The sequence below is a fragment of the Pedobacter sp. WC2423 genome (assembly GCF_040822065.1).
In the GTDB taxonomy this organism is placed as follows: domain Bacteria; phylum Bacteroidota; class Bacteroidia; order Sphingobacteriales; family Sphingobacteriaceae; genus Pedobacter.
This window is the reverse complement of sequence record NZ_CP162005.1, coordinates 2,614,747-2,632,976: the sequence shown is the minus strand read 5'-3', so window position 1 is coordinate 2,632,976 and position 18,230 is coordinate 2,614,747. Positions and strand designations below refer to the sequence as shown.

General features: G+C 39.4%; 16 protein-coding genes. 9 read left to right on the top strand and 7 right to left on the bottom strand.

Annotation, left to right across the window (positions count from 1 at the left end; all coding sequences use genetic code 11):
* Positions 1 to 39 precede the first annotated feature (39 nt).
* Entirely contained in the window at positions 40 to 1,131 is a 1,092-nt protein-coding gene (locus tag AB3G38_RS10560; RefSeq protein ID WP_367868443.1) for a sorbosone dehydrogenase family protein, read from the top strand.
* Here AB3G38_RS10560 and AB3G38_RS10555 read toward each other — a convergent pair whose 3' ends face one another.
* Positions 1,132 to 2,490, bottom strand: a complete 1,359-nt coding sequence (locus AB3G38_RS10555; protein WP_367868442.1) for a hypothetical protein — start codon at positions 2,488 to 2,490, stop codon at positions 1,132 to 1,134.
* A gap of 121 nt (positions 2,491 to 2,611) precedes the next feature.
* On the opposite strand from AB3G38_RS10555, the gene AB3G38_RS10550 reads away from it, so the two are divergent.
* Complete coding sequence (locus AB3G38_RS10550) at positions 2,612 to 3,313, top strand: CoA transferase subunit A (RefSeq protein WP_111634787.1); 702 nt, start codon at positions 2,612 to 2,614, stop codon at positions 3,311 to 3,313.
* A gap of 14 nt (positions 3,314 to 3,327) precedes the next feature.
* Positions 3,328 to 3,987: a CoA transferase subunit B gene (locus AB3G38_RS10545; protein WP_367868441.1), complete on the top strand. Its 660-nt coding sequence runs from the start codon at positions 3,328 to 3,330 to the stop codon at positions 3,985 to 3,987.
* On the opposite strand, the gene AB3G38_RS10540 is transcribed toward AB3G38_RS10545, so the two are convergent.
* Both AB3G38_RS10540 and AB3G38_RS10535 read right to left on the bottom strand, forming a co-directional pair.
* The gene (locus AB3G38_RS10540; protein ID WP_367868440.1) at positions 3,979 to 4,632 is read right to left on the bottom strand and encodes a uridine kinase; all 654 of its coding nucleotides are present in this window, start codon (positions 4,630 to 4,632) and stop codon (positions 3,979 to 3,981) included. The genes AB3G38_RS10545 and AB3G38_RS10540 overlap by 9 nt on opposite strands.
* Entirely contained in the window at positions 4,622 to 5,899 is a 1,278-nt protein-coding gene (locus tag AB3G38_RS10535; protein WP_367868439.1) for a LysM peptidoglycan-binding domain-containing protein, read from the bottom strand. The genes AB3G38_RS10540 and AB3G38_RS10535 overlap by 11 nt, the downstream gene beginning before the upstream one ends.
* Before the next feature lie 184 nt (positions 5,900 to 6,083).
* Here AB3G38_RS10535 and AB3G38_RS10530 point away from each other — a divergent pair, with 184 nt between their 5' ends.
* Both AB3G38_RS10530 and AB3G38_RS10525 read left to right on the top strand, forming a co-directional pair.
* Positions 6,084 to 6,563 (top strand): Dps family protein, encoded by a 480-nt coding sequence (locus tag AB3G38_RS10530; protein WP_367868438.1) that lies wholly within the window; start codon positions 6,084 to 6,086, stop codon positions 6,561 to 6,563.
* A gap of 105 nt (positions 6,564 to 6,668) precedes the next feature.
* Positions 6,669 to 8,477, top strand: coding sequence for a UbiD family decarboxylase (locus AB3G38_RS10525; protein ID WP_367868437.1), 1,809 nt, complete (start codon positions 6,669 to 6,671; stop codon positions 8,475 to 8,477).
* Between the two features lie 62 nt (positions 8,478 to 8,539).
* Here the strand turns inward: AB3G38_RS10525 and AB3G38_RS10520 are convergent, their stop codons facing one another.
* Both AB3G38_RS10520 and AB3G38_RS10515 read right to left on the bottom strand, forming a co-directional pair.
* Positions 8,540 to 10,072 (bottom strand): OmpP1/FadL family transporter, encoded by a 1,533-nt coding sequence (locus AB3G38_RS10520; RefSeq protein ID WP_367868436.1) that lies wholly within the window; start codon positions 10,070 to 10,072, stop codon positions 8,540 to 8,542.
* Between the two features lie 24 nt (positions 10,073 to 10,096).
* Complete coding sequence (locus AB3G38_RS10515) at positions 10,097 to 11,047, bottom strand: hypothetical protein (RefSeq protein ID WP_367868435.1); 951 nt, start codon at positions 11,045 to 11,047, stop codon at positions 10,097 to 10,099.
* A gap of 107 nt (positions 11,048 to 11,154) precedes the next feature.
* Here AB3G38_RS10515 and proS point away from each other — a divergent pair, with 107 nt between their 5' ends.
* The 4 genes from proS to AB3G38_RS10495 all read left to right on the top strand — a co-directional run bounded on the left by proS (position 11,155) and on the right by AB3G38_RS10495 (position 15,235).
* Positions 11,155 to 12,627, top strand: a complete 1,473-nt coding sequence (proS, locus tag AB3G38_RS10510) for a proline--tRNA ligase (RefSeq protein ID WP_367868434.1) — start codon at positions 11,155 to 11,157, stop codon at positions 12,625 to 12,627.
* A 33-nt stretch (positions 12,628 to 12,660) separates the two neighbouring features.
* Positions 12,661 to 13,800 carry a cystathionine gamma-synthase gene (locus AB3G38_RS10505; protein ID WP_183868106.1) on the top strand — a complete coding sequence of 380 codons (1,140 nt, stop codon included), beginning with the start codon at positions 12,661 to 12,663 and terminating at the stop codon, positions 13,798 to 13,800.
* Between the two features lie 91 nt (positions 13,801 to 13,891).
* Positions 13,892 to 14,671, top strand: a complete 780-nt coding sequence (locus tag AB3G38_RS10500; RefSeq protein WP_367868433.1) for a TIGR02757 family protein — start codon at positions 13,892 to 13,894, stop codon at positions 14,669 to 14,671.
* A 54-nt stretch (positions 14,672 to 14,725) separates the two neighbouring features.
* A complete protein-coding gene (locus AB3G38_RS10495; RefSeq protein ID WP_367868432.1) occupies positions 14,726 to 15,235 on the top strand; it encodes a DUF1905 domain-containing protein in 510 nt (169 codons plus the stop codon).
* 159 nt (positions 15,236 to 15,394) lie between these two features.
* Here the strand turns inward: AB3G38_RS10495 and AB3G38_RS10490 are convergent, their stop codons facing one another.
* Positions 15,395 to 16,120, bottom strand: a complete 726-nt coding sequence (locus AB3G38_RS10490; RefSeq protein ID WP_367868431.1) for a polyprenol monophosphomannose synthase — start codon at positions 16,118 to 16,120, stop codon at positions 15,395 to 15,397.
* A 160-nt stretch (positions 16,121 to 16,280) separates the two neighbouring features.
* Positions 16,281 to 18,197: a peptide MFS transporter gene (locus AB3G38_RS10485; protein WP_367868430.1), complete on the bottom strand. Its 1,917-nt coding sequence runs from the start codon at positions 18,195 to 18,197 to the stop codon at positions 16,281 to 16,283.
* Between the last annotated feature and the right edge of the window lie 33 nt (positions 18,198 to 18,230).

Sequence of the window (18,230 nt, the reverse complement as noted above, 5' to 3'; positions counted from 1 at the left end):
TTGGATTGTTTACCTTGTTTAACCAAGAAACATTCTGTTATGAAAACAATTTTTACTTCAATCTTTATCTTGTTTTTTCTGTCAGCTTGTGAAAAAAGCAAAAACAATGATAGTCCGGAAACTTTACCGGATGCCGATATAAAAACAGAAGTACTCACTCAATCTTTAAAGTTCCCGTGGGAAATGATATATGGACCAGATAATTTTATCTGGTTCACCGAAAGGGCCGGAAAAATCAGCCGGTTAAATCCAATGAATGGGGTGATTACTTTAGTCCATACCATTACTGAAGTTACGAGCCAGGGTGAGGGCGGTTTACTTGGTATGGCATTACATCCGCAGTTTAGTACCAATCCTTATGTATATGTGGTTTATGACTACGGTTCAGGAAATAAAGGAAAAGTGGTCCGGTTTACTTTTAATAATGGTGTTTTGAGTGCTCCATTAGTTTTACTGGATCAGATCCCGGCTTCCTCCATTCATAATGGCTCGAGATTGCTCATTACTCCGGATCTTAAATTATTAGTGACTACAGGCGATGCCAATGCTGCTGATCAGGCACAAAATACCAATAGTTTATCCGGAAAAATTTTGAGATTAAATCTGGATGGTTCTATTCCTTCTGATAATCCTTTACCCAATAATCCATTATGGAGTTATGGTCACCGGAATCCGCAGGGGCTGGTGATGGTAAATAGTAAATTATATTCATCTGAACATGGTCCCAATAATGATGATGAGATTAACCTGATTCAAAAGGGCAGAAATTATGGCTGGCCAAATGTGGAAGGATTATGTGATCAGGCTGAAGAAAAAACATTCTGCGCAATTAATAATGTGGCAGAGCCGATGATGACCTGGACACCTACTATTGCACCATCGGGTTTAACTTATTACAATTCAGACTATATTCCACAGTGGAAAAACTCTTTACTGGTTGTCGCGCTTAAGGGCTCAAGGCTGTTACAGCTGAAGCTGGATGAAGGCGGTACCAAAATTACTTCTGCAAAGGATTTTCTGCAAAATCAGTTCGGCAGATTAAGAGCAATCTGCCAGTCGCCGGATGGCAAAGTTTATATCGGGACCAGCAATGGAACAAATGATCAGATTATAGAAATCTCTGCCCGTTAATTATTTTGTTACCTGGGTTATCCATTGAATGCATTCCTGTGGTTCTACAATAGACCAGGAGTGAGGGTGCCTTGTACCATCTAATCTGTACCCTTTTCCGATTGCAGGTATAAATTCAGCCTGTTTGTTGCCTTGCAATTTTAAGAGGTTGATCATTGCAGACAGACTGGCTGCGTTCATATCGAAATAATCGCGGTTTCTCTCGTTTATTGCCCATAATATATCTGGATCTGAACAGATTCTTACTGGCATTTTGAGCAGGTATCTGGCATTACCACCATCCTTTTGTGACCTTGAAAACATGGAACGTTTAATATATTCCTCAGGAAACTGTTCTGGCGGCCCTCCATAGGTTTTATTATAGAAATCAACGATAGACTTTGCCTCTCTTAAGCCATTCAGTTTGGCAGGTGTTAAACCAGGCCTTCCTTCGTTAATAGCCAGGTCTCTTTTTGCTGCATTGTAAAGTTCGGCTATATCTACCGGTGGGTCAACCCCTAATACGGCACAGGGCATTATTGCAGTTTTAGGGTTGCTTTCGTGGGCTAATTCGGCATATCTCAAGGCTATCATTCCTCCGTTTGAGAATCCGCTAAAAACAAATTTATCCTTTGGTGCATTGAATTTTGTAATGACTTCTTTAAAAACGGTATTCAGGAAATTGAGCGCAAGCTGATCATCATCCATTCCACGGTCATTATTGATAGCGGGTACAATAATGAGAATATGATGTTGTGCTGCCAGCTGGATGAGCTGTTTATTGCAGTTAATTGCGTTTTCAGCAGTTTCGCCACTACTCGGCAATAAAACCAGTGTACTTTTAACATTTTCTTCTGGTAATAAGCTATAATAAAAAAGAGGTTTTAAAGTGTCTTCGGCTACATAGATCCCTGTACTGTCCAGGAGTGAAGTCTTATTGTTTTTTAATTTTTTCAGTTCGCGGTCCTCTAAATTTAAAAACTTTCCTTCTATAAAGGTACCCTCCATTTCCAGTCCCGTAGCAAAGGTTGTTTTACCTTTACCTTCTAAAGTTCCGTTTGAGAAATTGCCTTCCAGTGTGTAGCGCGTATTTGGAAAAGTAAATTTTCCTTTGCCATTCAAATTTCCTTGATGTACAAGGCCGGTATATCTTGCACTTTCTTGTCCCTGATTATACCAGGTTAATATTCCATATCCTTCAGCAAACTTGTTTTTACAACTGCCAGTCCATGATATACTGACTGCCGGAGAATTATTTTCGTCTACAATCCGGCAACCGGTTTTTGGGTCCTGGAGATAGGATGGAACTTTCTTTTGTGCAGAGGTGCGGAATCCAAACAGACAAATTGAGGTAAACAGCAGTAGATTAAGATATTTCATTCAGCATATTTTGTTTACAAACAATTTTACGAAATTGTTTGTAAACAAATCTATGTAATAAAAAATATTAATATTTTGCAGGGGTTGTTTTTATCTATAATTTAGCGGGCAAACCAAATATATGATCAATAAGAGAGTAGCGGATGCCGATGAAGCAATCCGCGATATTATAGACGGACAGACCATTATGCTTGGAGGTTTCGGACTTTGTGGTATTCCTGAGAAGTGTATTGCCGCATTGGTAAAAAAGGGCGTAAAGGAGCTTACCTGCATTTCTAACAATGCTGGTGTAGACGATTTCGGAATTGGCCTTTTACTGAAAACCAGGCAGGTAAAGAAAATGGTTTCTTCTTATGTAGGAGAGAACGCAGAATTTGAGCGTCAGTTGTTAAGTGGAGAATTAGAAGTTGAACTGATCCCTCAGGGAACTTTAGCGACCCGCTGTATGGCGGCTGGTTATGGCATGCCTGTAATTTATACACCTGCTGGTGTGGGTACAGAAGTTGCAGAAGGTAAAGAAACCAGAAATTTTAATGGAAAGGATTACCTGATGGAATATGCTTTTGATGCAGATTTTGCGATCGTGAAAGCGTGGAAAGGTGATACCGCAGGAAATCTTGTTTTCCGCTCTACAAGCCGCAATTTTAATCCGGTCATGGCTATGGCAGGTAAAATTACAATTGCTGAGGTAGAGGAATTGGTAGAACCAGGTGAACTTGATCCGGATCATATTCATACACCGGGTGTTTATGTACACCGTATTTTCCAGGGTTCAGGTTACGAGAAAAGAATAGAGCAGCGCACAGTAAGACCGCGTAATTAACCAATCAAATATTTATGTTAGATAAGAACGGAATTGCGAGACGTATCGCTAAAGAAATAAAAGACGGTTACTATGTGAATTTAGGAATTGGTATTCCTACACTGGTCGCAAATTATATCCCTGATGGAATCAATGTTGTACTGCAATCCGAAAATGGTTTGCTGGGTATGGGCCCTTTTCCTTTTGAAGGTGAAGAGGATGCTGATATGATCAACGCAGGCAAACAAACCATTACTACTTTACCTGGTTCTTCAATTTTCGATTCAGCGATGAGCTTTGGTATGATCAGAAGTCAGAAAATTGACCTGACCATATTAGGTGCAATGGAAGTTTCTGAAAACGGAGATATTGCCAACTGGAAAATCCCTGGAAAAATGGTAAAAGGAATGGGGGGCGCAATGGATTTAGTAGCTTCAGCAAAAAATATTATTGTAGCGATGCAGCATATCAATAAAGCAGGGGAAAGTAAATTATTACCAAAATGCAGTTTGCCTTTAACAGGTGTAAATTGTATCAGGAAAGTAGTTACAGAATTGGCAGTGCTTGATATTTTACCAGAGGGCGGTTTCAGATTAATTGAAAGAGCACCGGGTGTAAGCGTTGACTTTATTAAACAATCTACCTCAGGAAAGTTGTTTGCTGAGGCAGATGTGAAAGAAATGGATCTAAACTGATCGCTGTGAACTCAGAACAGTTTCTTTTAATTCGTCTGATATCTCTTTAGAAGTGGCAATAATATCTTCTGCCACATGCTTATTGTTAATGATAATTTTCTGACAAGATTCTTTATAAGGAAGCAGAAATTGTTTGTAAGCAGGCATAACGTGGTTAACCCATTGGTACATAATCATATCACGGGTATAACCACGTTCTATCTCATCTCTTGAGATTCTGCGGTTAAGTGTGATTTCTTCATCTGCATCCATGAATATTTTCAGGTCAAATAATTGAGACAACTCTGGGTAATGAAATACAAATAAACCTTCTACGATAATAATTGGTGCACTTGTTATATTCATTAAACGTGCGCTTTCCTCATTAATGTTGAAAGTATATTCTTTTCTTGAGATTGACTTACCGTCAATCAGCAATTTTAAATCTTCCAGTAATTTGGAGTCATCAATTCCCTCCGGCAGGTCAAAATTGACCCATCCGTTATCATCTACTTTTTGTTCTCCAATTGGTTTGTAATAATCATCCTGGGAGATTAAACATACTTCCTCTGTACTGAAATGGTGGAGAAAACACTTTAAAAAGAATGTTTTTCCTGAACCACTACCTCCGGCAACACCTATTATATAGGGTTTGTTATTGTTCATTCGCTTGTCCACTGTACGTTAAATTGCACAAAAACCTTTTGTCCAATGCGCCCAATGCATCGGCTACCGCTTTTGTGACTACAATAATAACATCTTTTGTGGACTCATTCTCAGTAAATTTACCAACAACCTTCGCAAACGTAGATCTGTTGCTCATCGGATTGGTAATTTTCATGATGGTTCCGATAGGTGCAGTACGGTGCAGTACCAGCATTTTTGAAGAGTCTAAATCTTTATCTGTGATCCAGACACCAGCACCTTTTTCATCCATCTGACTCAGTCCGTAACGGCTGGCCGGTAATCTTAAAGAAGGGTTTTTAACAGATTCTACACTGTCAGCATCTTTTGGGTCTGAGTCATTAGATCGCTCATTTTTAACAGGATACTGCCCGTTTATCAATAGTTTCTGACCAACATAAAGAGAATTGGTCGTTAAATTATTTTTAGCTTTTAACTGGTCAAGGGTCAGGTTATACCTGGTGGCAATAGAGTACATGGTTTCATTCGAAGCCACTATATGTTCTAAGAATTGATTCTTATCCGGAGTACCCTGATTTGCCGGTGTAACAGGCTCAGATTTAACCACAGGTGTTTCTGATTTTTTTACAATTTCAGGTTTTTTCTCCTGAACCGTAACTGGTGCTGGCTGAGGTGTTGGATGTGCAGGGGTAACCGGGGTAGTCACTGCTGGTTTGGCCTGAACAGTCTGTACCGGCGTTGAAGAAGTTGTTTCTGCTCCAGCCTTTACCGGCATTTTTAGTATCTGGCCAATTTTAAGATTAATAGTCTTCAGTTCATTGATCCGTTTAATGTCTGCTACTGTTGTACCATATTGTCTGGCCAGCATCATTAAGTTTTCTTTGGGTTGAACCGCATGTTCTGTAAATTCTGAATTTCCCTGATCAGGAGTGTTCTCTGCAGGCTTATTTACGATCGCTGCCTGTTTAGCAGGTTCAGTAGTGTGCTTAGTGGTCGCTGTTTTTGCTGCAGGAACTGTAGCAGGGCCTGAGAAAGGTAGATTCGTTGGGACTTTGATCAAAACTCCGATAGAGAGGAATTTATTCTCATTGTAAGCGATGATTTCCTTCGGGCTTACATTATATCTTCTCCCAAGGGAGTAATAAGTGTCTTTAGCGGCAACCTGGTGTAAAATAAGCTTTTTGCCATTCAGATTCTCAACACCTATGGAATCTCTTAGCTTATTAGCCTTAACTGCTGATACGTTCAGGATAAGGCCAAATAATAACGGTATATATAATTTTTGCATTAACGTTCTTGTGAATGATTAATTAGGCAATTATACGAATAATATATAAGAGCCTCAATTCTGAGTATTAAACGACAATTATATGTCTCTATTGTATCATATAGTTTTTTTTCAAAACCATTTAATGCCTGTAAATGTTATTCTGTCATAGATTAACAATCCACAAATTAAATAAAAATACATTATGGACGCAAAAGAAATTAGTTTGAGTGAAAAACAAGTTAAGCCAGTAGTAGATCTGCTGAATGATTATCTTGCAAACTATCATATTCATTATCAAAAGCTAAGAGGATGTCACTGGAATATCAAAGGTCAGAATTTTTTCACACTGCACCTTAAATTTGAAGAATTATATACGAATGCACAATTGACTATCGATGAAATTGCTGAACGTGTTTTAACTTTAGGAAAACCACCACACAGCCGTTTTGAAGATTATATTAAAGAATCAGGAATTAAAGAAATCAATACAATTGGTTTACAGGATTTAGCTATGGTTGATGCTGTATTAGAAGATATGGCACATTTAATTCAATTAGAACGTGATTTGTTAGAGGCTACTTCGGCAGCAGGTGATGATGGTACCAATGATATGGTGAACCGTTTTATGCAGTTTAAAGAGAAAAATACCTGGATGTTACGTTCATTTGCTGGTAAAAAATAATAGGGCATATGCTCTTCGTTTAATAATTGAAAAACCATGCCCTGAGTATGGTTTTTCTCTTTTAATGACCTTTACAAATCAGAAATCTTAATACCTTTGATCCAGATGGGATATAAAAGCTTAGCCGAATGTGTGGCTGATTTAGAAAAACATGGTCATTTACTCCGTATCAGAGAAGAGGTAGATCCTTATTTGGAAATGGCAGCCATACATTTAAGAGTGTATGAACAAAAAGGCCCTGCATTATTCTTTGAAAATATTAAAGGAAGCCCATTTCCGGCAGTCTCTAATTTATTCGGAACTTTGGAAAGATCCAAGTTTATGTTTCGGGATAGTTTACCCCGTGTAAGCCAGCTGGTAGATTTGCGTTCTGATCCTATAAAGGCGCTCAGAAACCCATTTAAATTTGCTGGTGCTGGTCTTACAGCTATTTCGGCTTTGCCATTACAGCAACGTTTATTTAAGACTGCATTTAAAAAAACAACAATTAGCCAGTTACCACAGATTGTGAACTGGCCGATGGACGGCGGGCCTTTTGTTACAATGCCACAGGTTTATACAGAAGATGTAAATAAGCCCGGGATATTCAATGCTAACCTCGGCATGTACCGGATTCAGCTTGCTGGAAATGATTATATAAAAGATAAAGAAATTGGATTGCATTATCAGATCCACAGAGGGATAGGCGTACATCAGTCTAAGGCTAATGCAAAAGGAGTACCACTAAAAGTAAGTATTTTTGTGGGCGGGCCACCTTCGCATCCGCTTGCAGCAGTAATGCCATTGCCAGAAGGTTTGTCGGAAATGACATTTGCAGGCGCATTGGGTAACCGTCGTTTCCGTTATTTTTATGACGAGGAAGGATTTTGCTTATCAGCTGATGCTGATTTTATTATCACCGGAACAGTTTATCCACAAGAAAATAAACCGGAAGGCCCGTTTGGCGATCATTTAGGTTATTATAGCCTCACTCATCCCTTCCCTTTAATGAAAGTACATAACGTATATCATAAGGAAGATGCGATCTGGTCATTTACAGTTGTTGGCCGCCCGCCTCAGGAGGATACCAGCTTTGGTGCATTAATTCATGAAATTACAGGATCTGCATTGCCACAGGAAATACATGGACTGAAAGAAGTCAATGCAGTAGATGCAGCCGGAGTACATCCGTTGTTGTTTGCAATTGGCAGTGAAAGATATACTCCATTTCTTAAGGAGCGCAGACCGCAGGAAATACTGACAATTGCAAACCATATTCTGGGTAAAAACCAGCTGAGTTTAGCAAAGTATGTTTTTATAGCAGCGCGGGAAGATAATGAAGCTCTGGATACTCATGATATTGAAGTTTTCTTAACTCATATCTTATCACGTATAGATTTAAAGCGGGATCTGCATTTCCATACCGAAACAACAATTGATACCCTGGATTATAGCGGTGAAGGTTTGAACAGTGGTTCTAAAGTTGTATTAGCTGCTGCGGGGGATATCAAAAGAATATTGTCTGAAGAGTTGCCTGCTGATTTTGCATTACCGGTATCGTTTGGCGCTTATCATTTTGTGATGCCAGGGGTGCTGGCGATTAGTGCTGATCAATATACTACTGCTGCAGCGGCAGCTATTGCAGTAGCAACACTGAATCTTCAGTTAAAGGATCAGAACCTGGATGGAATCGCTTTAATTGTGTTGTGTGATGATGCCAAATTTACAGCTGAGACAATCAATAACTTTGTCTGGGTAACTTTTACCAGAAGTAATCCTGCGGTAGATATCCACGGGGTAGGAGAGTTCACGACAAACAAACACTGGGGCTGTACCGGCCCTTTAATTATCGATGCCAGGAAAAAGCCACATCATGCGCCTGAACTGATTAAAGATCCTGAAGTAGAGCAAAGAATAGAAAGATTTAAAATTTGATTTTCTATGATATGAAAAAGCCCTTGCTGAATTTCAGCAAGGGCTTTTTCATGTTTTTATATTTAGAATCTAACACCAACGGTCATGAAGATATTATTTCTTGCCACTTTTGTAGATGCAATTGGTTGAGAACTATCATCCAGATAATAAGGATTAAAGAAGTTATTAGTTTCTATACGCTGATAAGCTAAATCCACATAGTATTGATTGATACGGTAACCAATACCACCAGAGTAAGATTTGATAGCAGATAAATTACCTGGATCTACTTTATAAGGTGTACCGCTGTAACCGTAACCAGCTCTTAAACTGAACAGGTCGATTTTATATTCTCCACCGACTCTGAAGTTAACAGCACTAGTGTACTCTTTTTGAATGAATTTGTTATTGCTGATAATATCAGCAGGGTAACCATCGCTTTCCGAAAGTTTGGTAGATTTATAATCTACATAATCAACGTCAGCGGTTAACAATGCATTTTGACCAATAATAAAACTAGCTCCCAATGAACCTTTATAAGGTGTTCTTACATTATAGTTGAAGTTAGTATTCATGTAATCACCTAATGGTAATTGAGTACCGCCGGAAAAACGAGTGTCTAGTGTCTCACTTGAATTTACTTCCATATGCATCCATGTTGGTGCCTGGAAAGTAGCTCCTAATCTTACCGCTTCAACAGGTTTGTAAATTAAACCTAACCTTCCTGTAATACCTGCTCCGCTTGTATTGCTGTTTACCATGTTAAGCAGATTATAAGTAGTTCCTGCATATGGATTTTTCTGATTAAATTTATCAGTAGCATCAAATGGGTTATTCACAATAGTCCCTGTTTCTGAATAAGCAGAACTTGTTTCATAACGTACGTTTACAAAGCCAATACTAGCACCCAGGTAAAGGTTGTTAGAGATATTCATTGCTCCTGAGAAATTCAGTTCAGATGTTGAACCGCGGCGAACTTCATTCTGGCTTTGTGTATTATTATTAGCTGAGGTAGCTGGTATGTACTGATCAGTAGTACCCTTTACTTTGTCAATCAGGTAATTGTCAAATGCTGCTTTTTCGATACTTCCCTGATTCAGGCTTCCCGGAGTATATCCGCTTGCACGCTGAGCCCAGTCTGTAGCGATAGAACTCTGTGTGTTTGTGCCTGAATAGTTATTCTCGATACTAAAGTCATTGTTCCTGTTATAACCAATACCAAAAACCAAACTAACTACACCTTTATTTAAATTACTGCCTTTTGGTCTGACAACCGGATTGTACCATACAGCTGCTGCCTGGTTTAAATTAAACTTGTCTTTAGAAGTATTTGTGTTTTTGCCCAGGTAGTTTGAATTTGCCTGTATAATATTAAATTCTGGTGTTACACTGAATTCTGAGCGGGTAAACATTCCTAAACCAGCAGGGTTACCGCCAATAGAACTGATGTCTCCGCCCAAACTTGTTTGCGCGTTTCCTAAACCTTTGAAACGTGCTGAACTTCCATAGTCAGTTCGTGAGAACCTTAAAGCATCACCTGCGTAGATGCTTTGGGCATAGATATTACCTGTAGTGCCTACTATAGCCACTACTAAGATTTTTATGAATTTTTTCATTTAGATATTAAATACATATAAGTTTTAGTTTCTACCACTGCGTCCGCCGCCGCCACCGCCTGATGATCTGCCACCACCGCCGCCACCGCCACCATAGCTACCGCCTGATGATCTGCTTTGACTTGGCGAATAAGATGATCTTTCACTATTTCCTCTTTGCTGAGGAGTATAGCTTTGAGATGATCTGTCGGGTCTTGTAGAAGACTGGCCGTAAGATGATCTGTCACCGCTTCTGCTGTAGCCGCTGTTTCTGCCGTTTCCATAACCATCAGCTCTGCTGTTTCCATAGTTTCTGTTTCCGTCAGGATTTGATCTGCTTACGCCTGAACCGTTGTAGTTGCCCCTGCTGCCGTAACTGGTCGCTCTTCCTGAATAGTTACCATTGCCACTGCTTCTGGTATCTCTGCTGTAAGCTGGTCTGTAGATGCTGTTAGACCGGTAGTAACCGCCACCCCAGCCTCCGCCGTAGTAACCGCCACCATAGAAGCCTCCGCCCCATAGTCCGCCATAACCGCCGCCCCATCCCCATGGAGAATAAAAAGGAGAGTAAAATCCACCACCGTAGCCAAAGCCTAAACCCCATGAACTACCATAGTAACCATTACCGAATCCCATTCCAAAGCCTAATCCTGAGTAATAAGGAGAGTAACCGCCGCCATAAAATCCATCATAATAAAAAGGATCATAATAACTTCTGTAAGGGCTGCCATAATAAAATCTGTTGATACGGGAAGAATAATCCATGTCAGCATATAAATCGCTGCTGCCATAATAATCATCATTATCGTTATATCCGTCATTTACTGATTGCGACGAATAGGTGCGCTCAGGTGCGGTATACTCTACCGCTTTCGCTGTTGAACCATAAACATCGTCATTATGACGAGTTTGCTGGGCCATTTGAGGAGCAGAGCAGGAGGACACGGCGAGAGCCGTAACAACCAGCATGCTGTGAAATAAATGGTTAGGTTTCATAATATGTGAGTTCTTTGTGTGTGTAAACAGTTTTTTTGTAGGCATAAATTTATAAATTTGTAGCCTAGCATGCAAGTTATTTAACACAATAAACGTTCCAAACAGTTATGAGCAAAGGTATTACAAGTAAAAACGAGGATTATTCCCAGTGGTATAACGACATTGTTATGAAAGCCGATCTGGCAGAACATTCCGCTGTAAAAGGATGTATGGTGATAAAGCCCTATGGCTATTCCATTTGGGAGAAAATGCAGGCTGTTTTAGACCAGAAATTTAAAGATACAGGGCACAGTAATGCCTATTTTCCTTTATTCATTCCTAAGTCATTTTTTTCTAAAGAGGCAGCGCATGTAGAAGGCTTTGCAACAGAATGTGCAGTTGTGACACATTACCGTCTTAAAAATGACGGAGAGGGCAATATTATTGTTGATCCGGAAGCGAAATTAGAAGAGGAACTGATCGTCAGACCAACTTCAGAAACCATTATATGGAATACTTTCAGAGGATGGGTGCAGTCATACCGTGATTTGCCTTTGCTGATTAACCAATGGGCAAACGTAGTGAGATGGGAAATGCGTACACGTCTTTTTCTGCGTACTACAGAGTTTTTATGGCAGGAAGGTCACACAGCACATGCAACCTCTGAGGAAGCAGTAGCAGAAACAAAGCAAATGCTTGATGTATATGCCGATTTTGCTGAGAAATGGATGGCTTTGCCAGTAGTTAAGGGCGTGAAAACAGCTAATGAGCGTTTTGCAGGCGCATTGGATACTTATTGTATCGAGGCATTGATGCAGGATGGAAAAGCTTTACAGGCAGGTACTTCTCACTTTTTGGGCCAGAATTTCGCCAAAGCATTTGATGTGAAGTTTACCAATAAAGAAGGTAAAATTGATCACGTATGGGCAAGCTCATGGGGTGTTTCAACGCGTATGATTGGTGCATTAATCATGGCGCATAGTGACGATTCAGGTTTGGTTTTACCTCCTATGTTAGCCCCTATACAAGTTGTTATTATACCTATTTACAGAAATGACGACGACTTTAATAATATTACTGCTTATGTTAACGAACTAACGCCTAAACTTAAAAAACTGGGCATTTCTGTAAAATATGACAACAGAGATTCTCAACGTCCCGGGTTCAAATTCGCAGAATATGAATTAAAAGGAGTACCAGTGCGCCTGGCTATTGGTGGCAGAGATCTTGAAAATGGTACTGTCGAACTGGCCAGAAGAGATACCGGGGAGAAGAAAACAGTAAAACAGGAAGGTCTGGATATTTATATCGTTCAGTTATTGGATGAAATTCAGGAGAACATCTATAAAAAAGCTTTCGATTACAGAAAAGAACATATAACGATTGCGAACACTTATGACGAATTAAAAGACCTTTTAGACAACAAAGGTGGATTTATTTCTGCACATTGGGATGGTACGCCAGAAACAGAACAAAAAATAAAAGAAGAAACGAAGGCTACAATCAGATGTATACCGTTAGATAATAAGTTAGAAGACGGAATCTGTATTTATTCAGGTAAACCCTCTGTTCAACGCGTTTTATTCGCCCGTGCTTATTAAGCTTCAGGCATCAAAAATTTAAAAAAGAGCAACATGAAATTTGCAACTAAAGCCATACATGCAGGTCAGGAACCTGATCCAACAACAGGAGCAGTGATGACTCCAATCTATCAAACCTCTACCTACTGGCAAAAATCGCCGGGTGAGCACCAGGGCTTTGAATATTCGAGAGGAACAAATCCGACCCGTCAGGCATTGGAAAATTGTCTTGCTGCACTTGAAAATGCAAAATATGGTATGGCTTTCTCTTCGGGGATGGGTGCTACAGATACTGTTTTGCGTTTGTTGCAACCAGGTGATGAGGTAATTACAGGTAACGATCTTTACGGAGGCTCGTACCGTATCTTTACAAAAGTATATGCAAAATATGGCATTAAATTTCATTTCCTGGATCTGTCAAAACCAGAGAATATGCTGCCATATATCAATGATAAAACCAAGCTGGTTTGGATTGAAACACCTACCAACCCAACCATGCAGATTATTGACATTGAAGGCGTAGCTAAAATTACTAAAGAAAAAGGATTGATCCTGACTGTAGACAACACTTTTGCTTCTCCATATTTACAGAACCCGATTGATCTGGGAGCTGATATTGTGATGCACTCTGTGACTAAATACATTGGCGGTCACTCTGATGTAGTGATGGGTGCTTTATTATTGAATGATGAACAATTGTACAAAGACCTTTGGTTTATCTATAACGCTTGTGGGGCAACTCCAGGTCCGCAAGACGCTTTCCTTGTATTAAGAGGTATTAAAACTTTGCACCTGCGTATGAAAGCACATTGCGAAAATGGCGAGAAAGTTGCGCGTTTCCTTAAAACCCATCCTAAGATTGATAAGATCTACTGGCCGGGTTTTGAAGATCATCCTAACCATGACATTGCGAAAAAGCAGATGCGTGGTTTTGGTGGAATGGTTTCTATCACCCTTAAAGGTGCCGATCTGGCAGAAACATTCAGAGTAGCTTCATCTTTCAAAGTATTCACTTTAGCAGAATCATTAGGTGGAGTTGAATCACTGATCAATCACCCAACTACCATGACTCACGGTTCAATCCCTAAAGAGGAACGTGAAAAAGTAGGTGTAACAGATAACCTGTTGCGTCTGAGTGTTGGAGTAGAAGATATCGATGATCTTTTAGCTGATTTAGCTCAGGCCCTGAGTTAATCAGGCAGCTCTTTATCACCAATTCATAAATTATTACAAACATATAAAGCCAGTTTAAATCTTTTAAACTGGCTTTTATAACTAAAAACCATTGGAATTTTTAGAACTAAAGGATTTTCTGGACATTAAAGTTGCGCAATATAACAGGCCCGACTTTATCACAAATGATCCAATCTGCATCCCACATCGCTTTTCTAAAAAACAAGACATTGAAATTGCTGCATTCTTTGCTGCAGTTTTGGCCTGGGGGCAGCGTAAAACCATTATAAATAAATGCACTGATCTCTTTGACCGGATGGACAACGACCCTTATAACTTCATGCTGCATCACGGCGATGAAGATTTGCGCCGGCTATTAAACTTCAAGCACAGGACTTTTAATGATACCGATCTTCTTTACTTCATCTCCTTTTTTAAACATCATTACACGCTTTCAGACAGCCTGGAAACAGCCTTCCTGCCAGTAAATTTCGGCCAGCTGGAAAGTTTCACTGCTGAACACGCCCTGAACCATTTCCGTACCTACTTTTTTAGTCTTCCGGATTCTCCCCGCAGAACCGTTAAACACATCTCTTCACCCACTCAAAAATCCACCTGCAAAAGACTGAATATGTTTTTGCGCTGGATGGTACGCAAAGACCAGACAGGAGTAGACTTTGGTGTATGGACAACTATTTCCCCAGCAGATCTGATTTGTCCATGTGACGTCCATGTAGACCGTGTTGCCCGTCGCCTTGATCTGATCACCCGTAAACAAACAGACTGGCGAACTGCCGTAGAATTGACTACAGAACTGCGTAAATTCGATCCCTCAGATCCTGTTAAATACGATTTCGCACTATTTGGCCTTGGCGTGGAAGAGAAATTTTAAACCAAAATGCTATCTTTAAATTGATTAAAGCACCTCCTGGAAATTGGCTTACAAATGATAACTTTTGAATCAGAAATAGAACGCTTCTCCAAAATGGGTGAAAAAACCGGATGGACATTCGTGGCTATTCCAAAGGATATTGCCAATCAAATCAAACCTGATTGCCGTAAGAGCTTTCGTGTTAAAGGATTTCTCGACGAACTTCCTGTAGCAGGCTTGTCATTCATACCCATGGGGGAGGGAGACTTTATTCTTGCCCTGAATTCCGGCATACGCAAACAATTAAAAAAAGAAGAAGGCGCAAAACTTAATTTGCAACTCGAAGAAGATAAAACCTTCAAAATAGAAATGCCAGAAGATCTGGAACTCTGTCTGCTGGAAGAAAGACATTTTTTAGAAAACTTTCTTAATCTTCCCAAATCCCACCAGAACTATTACATCAACTGGCTCAACACCGCTAAAACAGAAACTACCCGTATCAAGCGGCTTACACAAATTGTCATCGCTATGGATAAGCAGCAAAATTTCTCTGAAATGATGCGAAGCAATAAAAATGCAGTGTAATCAATTTCTCCAGGTGGAAAAACCTTTAGTAATCAAAAAAAGGGATATGTACCCTTCTGACAATGATTCCCACTTCAGGGAATTCCGTCAGAAGGGTGCATATCCCTTTTTTTGATCTATCTTTTTTTGGTCTATCTTTTTTGTCTATCTTTTTTTGATCTATCTCTTGTAACTTCTAAACCAACTCGTAACCTTCATTTGAATAACCCCGACAAAAGCCTCTCTGAAAATCCTTGTACTCATTTTTGAAGTTCCTTCCGTTCTATCCGTAAATATAATTGGTACCTCAACCACATTAAAACCATACTTTATAGCTGTAAACTTCATTTCAATCTGAAACGCATACCCTACAAACCTGATCTTATCAAAAGGAATTGTTTCTAAAACTACCCGCCTATAACACTTAAAACCAGCAGTAGCATCCTGAATATTGATCCTGGTAATCAACCTCACATACATTGAAGCAAAATATGACATCAATACCCTGCTCATCGGCCAGTTTACCACATTAACCCCCCTCACATAACGAGAACCAATAGCCACATCAGCACCGCCTGCACAAGCCTCCCTTAACGCAAATAAATCATCAGGATTATGAGAAAAATCAGCATCCATCTCAAAAATGTAGTTATAAGAACGCTGTAACGCCCACTTAAAACCATGGATATAAGCAGTTCCTAAACCCAGTTTACCAGTTCTTTGCTCCATATGTAAACCAGGAAACTCCAACTGTAACCTCTTTACAATATCAGCCGTTCCATCAGGCGACCCATCATCAATAATTAAAACCTCAAAAGAAAAACTCAGGTTAAAAACCTTACGGATAATCTTCTCAATATTTTCTTTTTCGTTATAGGTAGGGATAATGACTAGGCTGTCTGACACGTGTGTAGAATAAATGGTAATAAAATATTGGCGAAAATATTGATTAAAATTGAAATTAACCTAATTATCAAATCATTTAACATCCCTTAACAATAAATCCGTTCATAAAAAAAGGCCGTAGTTTCAAAAACTACAGCCTTTCATTTATAATATTTCCTAACTAAGAAGTCGCATTCATTGTTTTCTGTAACCATTTGGTAATGAAAAACAAGATCACCGAAGCAATACCCGCCATCACTACAAACAACATAAAGAAATCATATAGATTTTTGATCGTATAACCCATGAAATCAGGTTTCTCAGGATTAAGATTGTAAACCTCTACTATAGAAGCAGTCTTGTCACTACCTTTAATAATATAAACCTCAGTTTGAGCTGCATTTGTACCCAATAAGAATTTACCTTCCTTTTCACCAGCAACAGCTAATTTCGCAATTTCTGCCTCATCTAATTTTCTGGGAGCAATTCTGTTAATTTTATTCGTATCAATAGTAACTGCCTGTTGAACCTTAGTAATTGAAAGTGCTACTAAAGAATCAGGACTAAGTGAATGAGCATTCTTTTTAACAGTACTCAAATCCCACTGCTGAATATTCTTTTTGTTATTAGCAACCTGTTGCCAATCAATCGCACTATTTGTTAATACCAAAGGACTAACCTTATATTCTGCTACTTTGGCCTCCTCTTCAGGATATTTAGAACTTAATTTTCCTGCCAGTACGTTTGCACCTGCATTTGCAAGGAACCATACTGCCATTAAAAGAGAAGAAAGTTTTAGCGGAGAAAGCTTATTTACCAATGATAACCCGATAGGAGAAAGACATAACTCACCCCAGGTATGGAAAGCGTACATACCAATCAGGTAAATCATACTTACCTTGATCCCTGCACCAACATCTTTAACACCAGTTGCAATAACCAGGTATCCTAAGGCAAGCAACATTAAACCCAATGCCATTTTGGTGGGAGCAGAAGGTTCTTTTCTGCCCAATTTAATCCATAACCAGGCAAATACCGGCGCAAAGACAACTACGAAAATGGAATTTAAAGATTGGAACCAGCTAGAAGGCACTGTGAAGAAACCTAAATTTCTTTGTGTCTGTTCTTCTGCAAAAAACGTTAATGAAGCTCCAGCCTGTTCAAATGCACTCCAGAAAAATAAAACGAAGAAAGCAACTATAAAAATTACTGATATCTTTTTCTTCTCAATCTTCGAAAGTGTTTTATCTGTGAAAATCATGATAGCAATACCAACTACTGCAATGATCAGCAGGTAGCTTAAATAACTCACAATTTTAGCATCGATATATAACATACCCACGCATAATGCAGAAAAAGCAAATAAACCCAGATAAACCAGAACTGGTGAAACTTTTTTATCACCAGGATTAGCTGGCTTTAAGCCTAAAAGATCTCCATTTGGATCACGAACATACTTATCTCTGAAGTTGATGAAAACAATAACCCCAATAGCCATCGCGATTGCCGCAGCAAGGAAAGCCCATTTAAAATCTGCAGGATTACCAGTATCACCAAAATATCCGCAGATAAAAGGGCCCAGTGCACCACCAACATTGATTCCCATATAAAAAATCGTGTAAGCAGCATCAATGCGCCGGTCACTCTTAGGATAAAGCTGACCAACCATCGAAGATATGTTTGGTTTAAAGAAACCATTACCCGAAATCATGAAGCCTAAGCCTGTAAAGAATAAGAAGGTTGAAATATCAGGCATCGTATGATAAAGGGAAGCACAGCCGAACATAATCAGCTCTCCCAATGCCATCAGTATACCTCCGGTTACAATAGATCGTCTGTTTCCCCAGTATCTGTCGGCGATAAAACCACCGATTAGTGGAGTCAGGTATACAAGACCTGTATAACTTCCGTATAAATTTGACGCAAACGCTTTGTCAAATAATAAGGCTTTGGTCATAAAAAGCACCAAAATAGCCCGCATACCGTAGTAATTGAAACGTTCCCACATCTCGGTAGCGAACAGTACATATAATCCTTTTGGATGGCCTTTCTGAGCAGCGTCTAATTGCTCCGGCTTAAGGATTTCAGATTGATCCATAAATATTGTTTTATAGTTAGTTGAATTTAAAAG